This is a genomic window from Salinigranum rubrum (genome assembly GCF_002906575.1).
GTDB lineage: Archaea > Halobacteriota > Halobacteria > Halobacteriales > Haloferacaceae > Salinigranum > Salinigranum rubrum.
The window spans coordinates 990,508-1,002,834 of sequence record NZ_CP026309.1; the positions used below are offsets into that span (position 1 = coordinate 990,508).

General features: G+C 67.3%; 10 protein-coding genes and 1 pseudogene. 4 read left to right on the top strand and 7 right to left on the bottom strand.

What is annotated here, in order from left to right; all coding sequences use genetic code 11:
• The first annotated feature begins 61 nt into the window (after positions 1-61).
• Positions 62-1,249 (top strand): 3-dehydroquinate synthase II, encoded by a 1,188-nt coding sequence (locus C2R22_RS04765; RefSeq protein ID WP_103424743.1) that lies wholly within the window; start codon positions 62-64, stop codon positions 1,247-1,249.
• 7 nt (positions 1,250-1,256) lie between these two features.
• On the opposite strand, the gene C2R22_RS04770 is transcribed toward C2R22_RS04765, so the two are convergent.
• The 3 genes from C2R22_RS04770 to C2R22_RS04780 form a co-directional block, all read right to left on the bottom strand.
• Positions 1,257-1,748, bottom strand: a complete 492-nt coding sequence (locus C2R22_RS04770) for a zinc ribbon domain-containing protein (RefSeq protein ID WP_103424744.1) — start codon at positions 1,746-1,748, stop codon at positions 1,257-1,259.
• Positions 1,749-1,954: 206 nt separating this feature from the next.
• Entirely contained in the window at positions 1,955-2,983 is a 1,029-nt protein-coding gene (locus C2R22_RS04775; RefSeq protein WP_103424745.1) for a DNA-methyltransferase, read from the bottom strand.
• Between the two features lie 239 nt (positions 2,984-3,222).
• Positions 3,223-4,212, bottom strand: a complete 990-nt coding sequence (locus C2R22_RS04780; RefSeq protein WP_103424746.1) for a transcription initiation factor IIB — start codon at positions 4,210-4,212, stop codon at positions 3,223-3,225.
• A gap of 257 nt (positions 4,213-4,469) precedes the next feature.
• On the opposite strand from C2R22_RS04780, the gene C2R22_RS04785 reads away from it, so the two are divergent.
• Complete coding sequence (locus C2R22_RS04785) at positions 4,470-5,063, top strand: DUF84 family protein (RefSeq protein ID WP_103424747.1); 594 nt, start codon at positions 4,470-4,472, stop codon at positions 5,061-5,063.
• 7 nt (positions 5,064-5,070) lie between these two features.
• Here C2R22_RS04785 and C2R22_RS27360 read toward each other — a convergent pair.
• Together C2R22_RS27360 and C2R22_RS04795 are read right to left on the bottom strand one after the other, a co-directional pair.
• Positions 5,071-6,566, bottom strand: a pseudogene (locus C2R22_RS27360) (amidase).
• A 43-nt stretch (positions 6,567-6,609) separates the two neighbouring features.
• Positions 6,610-8,424, bottom strand: coding sequence for a flippase-like domain-containing protein (locus C2R22_RS04795; RefSeq protein ID WP_103424748.1), 1,815 nt, complete (start codon positions 8,422-8,424; stop codon positions 6,610-6,612).
• A gap of 248 nt (positions 8,425-8,672) precedes the next feature.
• On the opposite strand from C2R22_RS04795, the gene C2R22_RS04800 reads away from it, so the two are divergent.
• Entirely contained in the window at positions 8,673-8,909 is a 237-nt protein-coding gene (locus tag C2R22_RS04800; RefSeq protein WP_173862776.1) for a DUF7123 family protein, read from the top strand.
• A gap of 157 nt (positions 8,910-9,066) precedes the next feature.
• Here the strand turns inward: C2R22_RS04800 and C2R22_RS04805 are convergent, their stop codons facing one another.
• Positions 9,067-9,690 carry a winged helix-turn-helix transcriptional regulator gene (locus C2R22_RS04805; protein ID WP_103424750.1) on the bottom strand — a complete coding sequence of 208 codons (624 nt, stop codon included), beginning with the start codon at positions 9,688-9,690 and terminating at the stop codon, positions 9,067-9,069.
• A 233-nt stretch (positions 9,691-9,923) separates the two neighbouring features.
• Positions 9,924-11,159: an SPFH domain-containing protein gene (locus C2R22_RS04810; protein ID WP_103424751.1), complete on the bottom strand. Its 1,236-nt coding sequence runs from the start codon at positions 11,157-11,159 to the stop codon at positions 9,924-9,926.
• Positions 11,160-11,483: 324 nt separating this feature from the next.
• Between C2R22_RS04810 and C2R22_RS04815 the strand changes: the two genes are divergently transcribed.
• Entirely contained in the window at positions 11,484-12,305 is an 822-nt protein-coding gene (locus C2R22_RS04815) for an endonuclease III domain-containing protein (RefSeq protein ID WP_103424752.1), read from the top strand.
• The last annotated feature ends 22 nt before the right edge of the window (positions 12,306-12,327 follow it).

Below are 12,327 nucleotides of genomic sequence, written 5' to 3' on the forward strand. Positions count from 1 at the left end.
CATCGCGCCGCTGGATGTCGGATTCGCCACGTTCAAGCCCGCTCATCGAGTGGCTACTCCCATGACACGGAGCGTCTGGCTCAAGGCCGACGACAGCGTCGGCGACTGGGAGACGAGGAAACGACGCATCACCGCCGGCCTGGAGGCCGGCGTCGACTGGGTGCTCGTCGACGAGGGCGACGTCGACCGCGTCCGCGACCTCGGTGACGTGAGGGTGGCCGCGTTCCGGACCGACGCGGACGTCCACGTGATGGACGCCGAGAGCGACGACAGCGTGTCCTCGGAAGCGGACGCGTACTTCGTCGGCAAGGAGTCAGAGGGCGACGGCACCATCGACCTCCCGAACGACTTCTCTGGGTCGGCGGACCTCACGGCGCTCCGCCGCAGCGACGACCGCGTACAGGGCGCGTACGTCCGCATCCTCTCGAAGGAGTACGAGCGCTTCGCCGAGGAGGCCGCCCACGAGGCCGACCACACCGTCGTCGTCGGCGAGGACTGGACCATCATCCCGCTGGAGAACCTCATCGCCCGCATCGGCGACGAGACCGAACTCATCGCGGGCGTGACGAGCGCCGAAGAGGCCAAGACGGCGTTCGAGACGCTCGAACAGGGTGCCGACTCGGTCCTCCTGGACTCGGACGACCCCGACGAGATCCGCCGGACGTGCGAAGTGCGCGACGCCGCCGAGCGCGAACACCTCGACCTCCAGTGGGCGGAGGTGACGGCCGTCGAGCGGACGGGGATGGCCGACCGCGTCTGCGTCGACACTGGCTCCCTCATGGAGCACGACGAGGGGATGCTCGTCGGGTCCATGAGCCGAGGACTGTTCTTCGTCCACGCCGAGACGGCCGAGTCGCCCTACGTCGCCTCCCGCCCCTTCCGGGTGAACGCCGGCGCGGTCCACGCGTACGTGCGCGCCCCCGATGGCGGGACACGCTACCTCGCCGAACTGCAGAGCGGCGACGAGGTGCAGGTCGTCGACAGCGAGGGCAACACGCGCGAGGCCATCGTCGGGCGCTGCAAGATCGAGAAGCGGCCGATGTTCCGCGTGCAGGCGCGGGTCGAGACCGGGGAGGGGGAGGACCGAATCGAGACGCTCTTGCAGAACGCCGAGACGATCAAGGTCCACACCCGCGAGGGGCGGAAGGCGGTGACCGACCTCGAAGCCGGCGACGAGGTGCTGGTGTACTACGAGGACACCGCGCGGCACTTCGGCGAGGCGGTCGAGGAGTCCATCATCGAGAAGTAAATTCGGGCTACTGACGCGACCCGCGGTCGTGGGTCGCCGGTCGCGGTTCGGCCGTCTCTCCCTCCGCGGGCGCCGTCTCGAACCGGCCGGTACACCACTGACAGAAGTCGAGTTCGGGGTCGACCTCCTGTCCGCAGTACGGACACGACGGCCCCGTGTTCTCGCCCACGCTGCCCTTCGCGAGCGCGAGGCGGTACGCGTCGACGGTGCTCAACACGAGCAAGACGAGAAGCGGTCCCGTGACGGTCGAGGGGAGCGCCGAGGCGGCCGACGTGAGCGCCGAGACGGTCATGGGCGTCGACGACTCCGAACCGACGACGGTCGCGGGGTCCGTGAACACCGAGAGCAACACGAGTTCGGCGCCGAGGACGAACGTGAACCACGCGATCGCGCGTCGCCACTCGCGGAGGTACGCGTGACCGGCCCCGGCGATACCGATTGTCGCGCCGAGAACTGCGACGAGAGCCGCGACGAACGCGCGGCGGCGTGGGTTCGACATTTCGTTCTTGCTCCAAGAGGACGCCCCGCCCGCTTAAGTGTCCGGATACGGTGTCGGCCGGCCGTCCGCCGCGCGTCAGCCCGTCGTCCGCTGTCGGTTTCCGCTCCGGTCGGCCCTCGTTACGCGCTCCAGTTGAGCCTCCTCGACCGTCGGCTCTCCGCGTTTACATTGCTCGTCATTTTCTCGCGTTTGCGTTCCACGCCCGCTCACCGCGGCTCGTACGACACGACGTATCGCCTTTCGGACGCTCCGTCCGTGGTCTCGACGCCGGTCACGTCGTAGAAGCGGACGTGTCGTTCCTGCTTCGTCACGACCGGAAAGTCGTAGTGGACGGCGTCGTACTCCAGTGGCTCCTCCCGCTCGCGGACGAACGCGCGGTGGCGGTCGAGGCGTGCGTCGAGCCGCTGATTCGACCGCTCGGGCAGGTCGTCGAGCCGCGCGTCGAACTCCTCTAACAGGTCGGCTTCGAGTTCCGTCCCACGGGAGTCGCGGCCGGCGAGCATCGCCGCCAGCGTCGTCGTCCCCGTGCCGACGAACGGGTCGTACACGCGGTCGCCGTACGTCGAGTACATCCGAACGAGTCGAAGGGGGAGAGCGAGCGGGAACGACCCGGCCCGGTCGCGTCCGTCGCCGTCTCGCCCCTGGGACGCCCCGGGGAGTTTCCAGAGGTCGGAGAACCAGCGGTTGCGCTCCTCCCAGAAGAAGGCGCTCTCGTACCGGGCGTCGTCGTGCGGCGGGAACCGTCTGCGCGGCCCCTTCCGGAAGACGAGCACGTGCTCGTGTTCGAGCGTGACGTACGCGTTCGTCGGGAGCATCCCCGAGCCCATGAACTTCGTCAGCCGGTTGGTCGGCTTCCGCCACAGCACCGCCGGGAGCGATGTAAAGCCCCGCTCGCGGAACGCCCGCGTGATCCGTGCGTGGTTGGGGAAACACTGGAACTCGTCTCCGAGCGAACGGGTGGCGTCGCCGACGTTCACACAGGCGATGCCGCTCGGGCGCAGGACGCGTTCGACCTCGTCCCACACCGCATCCAAGAGCGCGTGCATCCCGTCGAAGGCGTCGTCCCCCCTCCCCTCGTCGAGCGCTTCCTCTACCCGGGGCGAGAGCGCGGCGAACTGCTCGTCCCACATCTCGATCATCGGATACGGCGGCGAGGTGACGACGAGGTCGACGCTCTCGTCGGCCATCTCGGACGCCCGACTGTCCCCGACACGGAGGACGTGCTCGGTCCGCATCGACCGATGGAGGGTGGCCGGACTAGTAGGTCTTGGGGTCCAGTACCGTGCGGTCGGGTGTGACGCGGTGGGCGTGTCGGTGAAATCGCATGACGTCGACTCGAAAAACCGAGAACGAGAGCGACCGCTCCGCATCTTCCAAATCCTCTCGCACCCCGACGACAGCCTCCACACGCTCTCGACAGTCGCCACTCACGACCTTGCCGACGAAGGGTACCCGAACCTCGGTTCCCGGCGACTCAGGCCAGGCCGACCTGCTCTTCGGCTTCGAGCAGTTCGTGGTAGCGGTTCCGAATCGTCACCTCGGAGATGTCGGCCACCTCGCTGACGGCGGCCTGCGTCGTCTTCTCGTTGGTGAGGAGGGAGGCGGCGTACACCGCGGCCGCGGCCAGCCCTACGGGGGACTTCCCCGAGTGGACGCCCTGTTCCTTCGCGTTCTGCAGAAGCTGACGGGCGCGCATCTTCGACTCGTCCGAGAGGTCGAGTTCGCTCGCGAACCGCGGAACGTACTGCTCGGGGTCGGCGGGCTTCACTTCGAGGGAGAGTTCCCGGGAGACGTAGCGGTAGGTGCGGGCGACTTCGCTCTTCTCGACGCGGGAGACCTCTGCAATCTCGTCCAGCGACCGGGGGACGCCGGCCATTCGCGCGGCGGCGTACGTGCACGCGGTGGAGACGCCTTCGATGGAGCGCCCGGGAAGGAGGTCTTCACCCAGAGCGCGGCGGTAGATGACCGACGCGGTCTCCCGAACGTTGTCCGGGAGGCCCAGCGCCGAGGCCATGCGGTCGATTTCGCCGAGCGCCTGCTTGAGGTTTCGCTCCTTCGAGTCGCGGGTGCGGAAGCGCTCGTTCCACTTGCGGAGGCGCTGCATCTTCTGGCGCTGGCGCGCACCGAGCGAGTTGCCGTACGCGTCCCTGTCGCGCCAGTCGATGTTCGTCGACAGCCCCTTGTCGTGCATCGTGTTCGTCGTCGGCGCACCGACGCGGGACTTCTGGTCCTTCTCGCGGGAGTCGAACGCGCGCCACTCGGGGCCGCGGTCCACCGAGTCGGCGGTGATGACGAGCCCACACTCCGAGCAGACGGTCTCGCCGTGCTCGTCGTCGGTGACGACGTTGCCCGAACACTCGGGGCAGGTCAGTTCGTCTCCGGTGGTTTCGGTTTCGTTCGTTCGTTCGTCCCGTTCGCGCGGTGCGTCTCGCAGTCGTGTTCGTCCGTATGTTTTCTCGCTCATGGATACGACGGCAGGTGCTCCCGGCGTCCGTGGCGTCCGCGAAAAGGCCGGAGCAGTCTGTTGCGTTGACGACGGAGTGGTATTATATAAACTTGTCGTATTTCGGACGGAAGTGTCCGGGAGTCGCCTCGATTCGGCCGATCACGACACGTGTTACCGTACCTTTATATATTCTATGCGAGCGACGAGTCGGGTCACCTCGACGACGCCGGAGAGCGAACGGACCGGTTTTACGCCTCGCGGTCCCAGCCTCGGGTATGCGAATCGCGGTCGGCAGCGGGAATCCGGTGAAACGCGACGCGACTGCGCGGGTGTTCGACGCGGCGACGGTCGAGGTGTGCGTCGTCGACTCCGGCGTGAGCGAACAGCCGTTCGGACACGAGGAGACGCGCCGTGGCGCGGTTACGCGGGCGCGACGGGCGTTGGCGGTCGAAGACGACGGCCGCTACGACCTCGCCGTGGGCATCGAGGGGGGCGTGGCAGCGGTCGAGGGGGGCGCGGCGACTGTCGAGGACGGGGGAGAGACGTTCGGTGCCGACACCGACCCGCTCGCCCCCGACGTCGAAGTCGTCGGCGACGGCCTCGCGCTCGTCATGTGGGCGGCGGTCACCGACGGGGAGCGACTCTCGTGTGGCGGCGGGCCGACCCTTCCGCTCCCCGACCACGTCGCCGCCCGACTCCGCGCGGGCGAGGAACTGGGTCCCGTGATGGACGACGTGCTCGGGGCCGACGACGTGGCGAAGAAACAGGGTGCCGCCGGAGCGTTCACCAACGGACGACTGACACGGACCGACGCGCTCGAAGCCGCGGTGGCCGCGGCGGCCGGGCCGTTCCTGAGCGACCAGTACTAGTTCGTGTTCAGTCGTCGAGTGGCGGTGCGGTCTCCGGCGGAGCGCGCGGCTCGGCGACCTGTTCGAACGCGTGTGCGAGCGACAGGAGGGTCGTCTCCTGATACGGCTTGCCGATGAGTTCGACGCCGACCGGGAGACCGTCGTCGGTCAGTCCGGTGGGAACGGATATCGCACACAGCCCCGCCTGTGAGGCGAGCACGGTGTTCGTCGGGAAGGTCAGGGTATCGAGTTCGCCCGCTTCGATCGCCTCGGCCGTCGGTGGGATGACCTGCGCGTCGGGGCAGAGGAGGACGTCGAGGTTGTGGGCGGCGTAGACGTTCAACACGGTGCGCTGGAACTGCGTCTGAGCGGCGACGCTCTCCCAGTATCCGGGGTCGTCGGTCGGGTTCTCCGGACCCTCTTCGGCGATACCGATGAGCAGGTCGAGAATCGGGTGGTACTGTCCCGACTCGTACAACTCGGTCACGGAGTCGACCGGCGAGTCGTCACGGGCCGCGAAGAACGCGTTCAGGTCGCGTTTCGACTGGAGGATGTAGAGCAGCGTCTTCTCGATGTGGCTGTCGAGGTCCGGAATCTCGACGGGGTCTACGAGGACGGCTCCGGCGTCGGCCATCGTCTCGAGCGCGTCGCCGACCTTGCTCGTGACCGGCCCACTGTCGGGGTCGTCCTCGTCGCCGAAGGCGTCGCGGAGGACGCCAATGCGCGCGCCCGACAGCGCGCCGGGGTCGAGCGAGTCGACGTAGTGCCCCGCGTCGTCTGTGAGTTCGGTCACCGCCGTGTACTCGTCGCTGGCGTCGTATCCGACGGTCACGTCGAGGACCTGCGCCAACTCCCTGGCCGACCGCGCCATCGGGCCCGGCGTGTCCTGTGAGGCGACGAGCGGGGACATCCCGCTTCGGCTCAACAGGCCGGGCGTGACGCGGATGCCAAAGAGGTTGTTGTACGCGGAGGGCAGCCGAATCGACCCCCAGTGTCCTCGCCAATACCGACGGTCCCGAGGTTCGCGGCAACCGCCGCACCCGTCCCGCTCGACGACCCGCCGGGGTCGCGAGCGAGGTCGTAGGGGTTCTTGGTCCGCCCGATAACCGACGAGTAACCGAACCACGAGGTCGCCCAGTCCGGGAGGTTCGTCTTCGCGAGGATAATCGCCCCGGCGTCTTCGAGACGCGTGACGAGCGTGGCGTTCGTCGCCGGCTGGTACTCGGCGAACGCCTCCGACCCGAACGTCGTCCGGACGTCGGCGGTTTCGACTTGGTCCTTGACCACGATGGGGATGCCGTGGAGCGGGCCGACGAACCCGTCCGCGTCCAATGCCGCGTCGAGTTCGTCCGCCCGCACCGTCGCCTTGGGGTTCACGGTGACGATAGCGTTGAGTTCGGGGCCGTTCTCGTCGTACGCCTCGATTCGGTCGAGGTACGCCTCGACGAGTTCTCGACAGGTGAGGTCGCCCGCTTCGTACGCCGCGTGCACCTCGTCGATCGATGTCTCTGTTACGTCGAACATATGTGTTACTCACGTCCACCACCCTCCCTCGGTATATAACGTTTCAGTCGTCTTGCACCACGTCGACCTCGACGTCGTTATCGCCCGGTCCCTGGTCGACGGCGGTCGTCAACGAGACGTTGAGCGCGAGCATCGACGCGACGCCGCCGATGACGGTGACGAGGTTCTTGACCGCGTGGTCCAACACGGCGGCACCGAGCGCGAGCGGGTAGCCGACGCCGGTGAGACCGACCACGAGGAGGGTGAACGCGCCCTCGTAGAGGCCGACCCCGCCCGGCGAAAGCGGGAGGACTTTGGCGAGGTTGCCGACGCTGACGGCGAAGAAACCGACGGAGACGAGCGTCACGAGCCCCATCCCGGGGTCGAACGCCCTGAGAACCAACACGGCGGTGACGACGTCGAGCGTCCAGATGCAGACGCTGGAGAGGCCGATTCGGCCGAACCCCGCGCGCGTGCCGGCGACGCGCTGGATGTCGCCCACGAACTGCTCGACCACGTCGGCGACGTACTCGGCGTACGAGTCGGTCGAGATCCGATGGACGGCTCGGCGGACGAAGTTCGTCCCCGACCGCGCCGAGGCGACGATGGCGGCGACGGCGACGATGGCACCGAGGCCGACGACCGTGGCGACGCCGACGGCGACGCGTCCAGCCCCTTCCGCGCCCGTCACGGTCCGGGCCAACTCTGCGGTCTGGCCCGTCACCGTGTAGCCGATGAGGACGACCCCCGCGAGGAGCGTGATGGTCAGGAGGTCGAACACCCGCTCGACTGCGAGGGAGGCGAAGCCCGACGGGTACGGGATGCCCCGACGCATCTTGACGACGTACGCCCGGACGGCGTCTCCCGCCCGAGCGGGGAAGACGAGGTTCCCCGTCTGTGAGATGAACACCGCTCCGGTCAGGAAGCCGACGCTGGCCCGATACCCCTGTTCGGCGAGGATGTCGCGGTACCGGAGCCCTCGAATCGGCCACGAGAGGACGTACACGAGCGCGCCGGCGACGACGAGCGCCGGGTCGGCCTGCTGCATCTCGGTCACGACCGCCCCGAAGTCGATGTACTGCGTCATCAAGACGAGCGCGAGGAGCGTCAGGAAGCCGCCGGCGGTGAGCGTCACGCGCCGGGTGACGCGCGGTTGGACCGACAGTTGCCACCACGTGCGGAGGATCTGCGAACCCATCCCGAACACGTCGCGGACGAGGTCGACCTTCGTGTCGCCCTTCGGCGTCCACTCGACGGGGAACTCCGCGACGCGGAACCCCTCGCGCTGGGCGCGGACGAGCATCTCCGTGTCCCAGAACCAGTGACTGTCCTCGACCTGCGTCGAGAGGTGTTCGAACGCCTCCCTCGAGAAGGCCTTGAAGCCACACTGGTGGTCCCTGAGGCCCGAACGGAGGAAGAGGCGGACGAGCGCGTTGTACCCCTGCGAAGGGACACCCCGTTTCGCGGGCCTGTCCGCGACGCGTCCGGGGAGCCACCGCGACCCGGTGGCGACGTCGTACTCGCCGGAGCGGACCCGTTCGACGAGTTCTTCGAGGTGGCTCAGGTCCGTCGCGAGGTCGGTGTCGAAGTAGACGAGCACCTCGCCGTCGGCGGCCGAGAACGCGCGTTCGAGCGCGCCGCCGCGTCCCAACCGCTCGTCGCTGTGGACGTGTCGGACTCGGGGGTCTTCCCTGGCGAGTCGACTCGCAATTTCGGGCGTTCGGTCGTCACAGCCGTCCTCGGCGACGATAACCTCGTACCCGCCGTCGAGAAAGCTATCGAGCGTCTGGAGCGTCTTCTCGACGGTTCCTTCGATGCTGCCCTCCTCGTTGTACGCCGGGAGGACGACGCTCACCTCGACCGACGCCGCGGACCCCATTTGCGCTCAATCACCCCCGCGCAGTCAAGAACTTTCTGACTCGATACGTTGCCTCGACGGGTAGTCTCCACCCCCGGTGACTCTCTCGTCAGCGTGACGCTCGACGCGCCGTGAGCGTTAGGCGACTGTACCCACACCCTCCCGGCAGGCGGTATTCTTCCGTCGCTCGTCGGAGCAAAACGCACGACAGCGGCCTGTTAACCGCGTGTACCAAACCCCCTATGAGGAACGGACCCCATGGAGTGAGTATGAGCACGACCCAGGCCGCGACCGACCTTTCGACGAAACAGCAGCGCATCCTCCAGTACCTCCGGACCAACGCCGCCGACCAGACCTACTTCAAGTCCCGACTCATCGCGAAGGACCTCGGCCTCTCGGCGAAGGAAGTCGGCGCGAACATGCGGGCCATCCTCGACGGCGACTTCGACGTCACCGTCGAGAAGTGGGGGTACTCCTCGGGGACGACGTGGAAGGTCACGCGGTAACGCTCGCTCGCCCTCGACCGCGGTGAGCGACCGCGCACGTACACGTGCTCTTTTCCGTTCGACGACGCGCCGACGAGCGGCAGTCACCCGGTCGCGTCGCAAACGGTCGGTCGTAAACAGTCCGTCGTCGGCCTCGCGGGTCGGATCGGCTGACGTGTCAGTCTCGCGGCTCGAACCGGATGAAGTCGGCGGCCTCGCCGGCGAACGCGACGGCGTCCTCGTCGAACGAGTCCGCGAACCGGACCAAGAGCGTGAGCACCGTCTCGGGGTTCCGGACCGCGTAGCCGTCGGCGCGCGAGAGCACGCCCGCGGCGTCGAGTTCCTTCGCCGTCGTGCTGACCGTCGCCCGGGAGACGCCGAGCGCCGAGGCGATGTCGCTGCCCGTCGCGGTCGGGTCGCGGAGGAGCGCGAGCAACACGCCACGGGCGGTCTCCCGCCGGAGGTAGCCCAGCGCGACCTGCTCGAAGTCGGAGAACTGCCCGGCGGCGAAGTAGCGCCGGTAGTCGCCGTCCTTCCGTGTCTCGACGGCACCGGCGTCGACCAGCAGACGGAGGTGGTGCTGGGTCTCGCCCGTGCCGAGTTTGAGGTCGTCGCGGACCTTCGAGAAGTGCGCGCCGGGCGTCGTCGCGAGGTAACCGCGGATGGCCGTACGCGTCTCGCTCGTCCCGGCGTCCGCGTCGTTCCGGCTCCCGAGGCCGACCAACGGCGTCGCCGTTCCGAGCGCGGCGAAGCGGCGGAGCGTCGCCCGCTTCTCCTCGTCGACGCTCGGTTGGTCGGTCATGGTTCGGATAGAGGTAGGCGAGTTCTCGATGAAAAGGCTTCGGGCTCGGCTCTCACGGGTGAGATTTTGGACACCCCACTGACATTAATGTATGTCTTCAAAGACAGTCTGTTATATCTATACGATGGCGGACGATCGCTCTCGTTGCCGGTGCCCGTCCAGCACACGCTGTTCAGTGTCGAACGTTCGAACGTCGAAGTCAGGAGGGAGTGACGCGGTGTCGACGACCGGGCTCAGCGGTCTTCGACGTCCGTCTCGAACTCCATCTCCGCCTCGCTGTCGTCCGCCGTCGCGTCGCCGCCGTCGGTGTCGACCTCGGTGATGGCTTCTTCCTCCTCGGTCATCGCCGACTGCTCGTCGGCCTCGGCGACCACCTCGTCGGCGCTCTTGATGTCGGCGTCGACGTTGCCGGCCTTGATGGCCTCGGCTTCCTTCTCCATCTGCTCGACGTCCATCTCGGCGGCCTCGTCGATCTGGCCGAGGATCTCGTCGATGTCGTCGAGGCCGAGCATCTGTCTCGTCTCCTCGTCGAAGTCGAGGCTGTTGAGACCCGCCTGTTCCTGCACGTCGCTGTTCGTCAACTGCTTGCCGTACCGGCCGAGGAGCGAACTGAGTTCCTGCGGGAGGACGAACGTCGTCGACTCGCCCTGACCGATCTTCTCCAACGTCTCCATCCCCTTGTCGATGATGGCGCGCTCGCCCATCGATTCGGCCGATTTGGCGCGGAGGACGGTCGAGATGGCGTCACCCTGTGCTTCGAGGATCTGCGACTGCTTCTTCCCCTGGGCGCGGATGATGTTCGACTGCTTCTCACCCTCGGCGGTCTCGACGGCGGAGCGGCGTTCACCCTGCGCTTCGAGGATCATCGCGCGGCGACGGCGCTCGGCGGAGGTCTGCTGCTCCATCGCCTGCTGGACGTCGGGGCTCGGGTTCACCTCGCGGACCTCGACCGACTCGACCCGGACGCCCCACTCGTCGGTGGGTTCGTCCAGTTCTTTCCGTATCCTCGCGTTGATCTCCTGGCGCTTGTTGAGCGTGTCGTCCAGTTCCATGTCGCCGAGGACGGCGCGAAGGGTGGTCTGGGCGAGGTTCGAGACGGCCTTCTTGTAGTCGTCGACTTCGAGGAACGCCTTCCGCGCGTCCATCACCTTGATGTAGACGACGGCGTCGGCGGTGACGGGCGAGTTGTCGCGCGTGATGGCTTCCTGTCTGGGCACGTCGAGCGTCTGCGTCCGCATGTCGAACGCGTACGTCCGCGAGACGAACGGCGGGATGAAGTTGATGCCCGGTTCGAGGAGTTTGCGGTACTCGCCGAACACCGTCAGCGCCTTTTTCTCGTACGCGTCGACGATTTCGACCATCGACCACACCGTTGCGATGGCGAGGATCAGGACGAGAACGCCGATGGCGGCGACGCCGAGCCCTAATCCCAGTTGGAGGGGGACCAGTGTGAGTGCTTCGAAGGCCATAGTGAGGCTTGGGGCGGTCCGGGCAAAAGGGTTCTCCCGGTGGGTCTTGGTTCGTGAGCGGATTTACGGAGTGATTGGATACGCCAACTGCACATTCATGAGTGTATTCGTAACAGAGAGGACCGCACGAGCGCCAGGCGGTTCACCGCGCCCGTGCCCCGCACGACTATCCCGCTCTCACCGACTGAGTCAGAGGAGACTCTACAGACTACAATCACTGGATACGTTCTCCGTACTCGTCGCCCTTCGTCGACCATCCACCACCTGCTCGTCACCACAACTGGGCCGTCACACTTTGTACCACCGAGTCCTACCCCACACCCGATGACCGAGAAGCGAGACGAACCCGCCGAGAACATCAGCGGCGGCGAGCAGGGCGGCGGCGCGTTCACCGCGTTCGACGCCGACGCCGAAGGGGGACCGACCACGCGCGCGGAGGCCGTCGTCGACGAACTCGGGGCGATGTACTGGCAGAAGGCCTACGGCGGACAGGACGGCTTCGAGTGCCTCGTCCGGACGATTCTGAGCCAGAACACCTCCGACAAGGCGAGCCAGCCCGCCCACGACAGCCTCATGAATCGGTACGGTCCCGCCGACGAACTGGCGGAGAACCTCGCGGACGCCCCGCAAGACGAACTCGCCGAGACCATCTCCTCCGCTGGACTGTACAACCAGAAGTCGGAGGTCATCGTTCGGGTGGCGGAGTGGGCGCTCGACGAGTACGGCTCGACCACCGAATTCGACCGGTTCGTCCGCGACGGAGAGCCGGGGGTGGTCCGCGACACCCTCCTCTCGCTGAAGGGCGTCGGCCCGAAGACGGCCGACTGCGTCCTCCTCTTTGCCGGAGGGCGCGGCGGCGTCTTCCCCGTCGACACCCACGTCCACCGCATCGCCCGGCGGATGGGGCTCGCGCCGCCCGACGCCGACCACGAGGAGGTAAGAGAACACCTAGAGCGCGACGTTCCTGGCGAGAAGTGCGGCTTCGGCCACACCGCGATGATCCAGTTCGGTCGGGAGTACTGCTCGGCCCGGAAACCGGCGTGTCTCGACGGGCCCGAGGCGTGCCCGCTGTACGACCTCTGCGAGCGAGTCGGAATCGACGAACTCGACGGCGAGGTGGTCGACCCCGCCCAGGCCGCCGACTGACCTTTGTTCCCGCCGCGTCAAG

Coding starts and splice junctions, on each gene's coding strand:
- C2R22_RS04765 (WP_103424743.1), top strand. CDS start 62: ATGACACGGAGCGTCTGGCTCAAGGCCGACGACAGCGTCGGCGACTGG.
- C2R22_RS04770 (WP_103424744.1), bottom strand. CDS start 1,748: ATGTCGAACCCACGCCGCCGCGCGTTCGTCGCGGCTCTCGTCGCAGTT.
- C2R22_RS04775 (WP_103424745.1), bottom strand. CDS start 2,983: ATGCGGACCGAGCACGTCCTCCGTGTCGGGGACAGTCGGGCGTCCGAG.
- C2R22_RS04780 (WP_103424746.1), bottom strand. CDS start 4,212: ATGAGCGAGAAAACATACGGACGAACACGACTGCGAGACGCACCGCGC.
- C2R22_RS04785 (WP_103424747.1), top strand. CDS start 4,470: ATGCGAATCGCGGTCGGCAGCGGGAATCCGGTGAAACGCGACGCGACT.
- C2R22_RS04795 (WP_103424748.1), bottom strand. CDS start 8,424: ATGGGGTCCGCGGCGTCGGTCGAGGTGAGCGTCGTCCTCCCGGCGTAC.
- C2R22_RS04800 (WP_173862776.1), top strand. CDS start 8,673: ATGAGCACGACCCAGGCCGCGACCGACCTTTCGACGAAACAGCAGCGC.
- C2R22_RS04805 (WP_103424750.1), bottom strand. CDS start 9,690: ATGACCGACCAACCGAGCGTCGACGAGGAGAAGCGGGCGACGCTCCGC.
- C2R22_RS04810 (WP_103424751.1), bottom strand. CDS start 11,159: ATGGCCTTCGAAGCACTCACACTGGTCCCCCTCCAACTGGGATTAGGG.
- C2R22_RS04815 (WP_103424752.1), top strand. CDS start 11,484: ATGACCGAGAAGCGAGACGAACCCGCCGAGAACATCAGCGGCGGCGAG.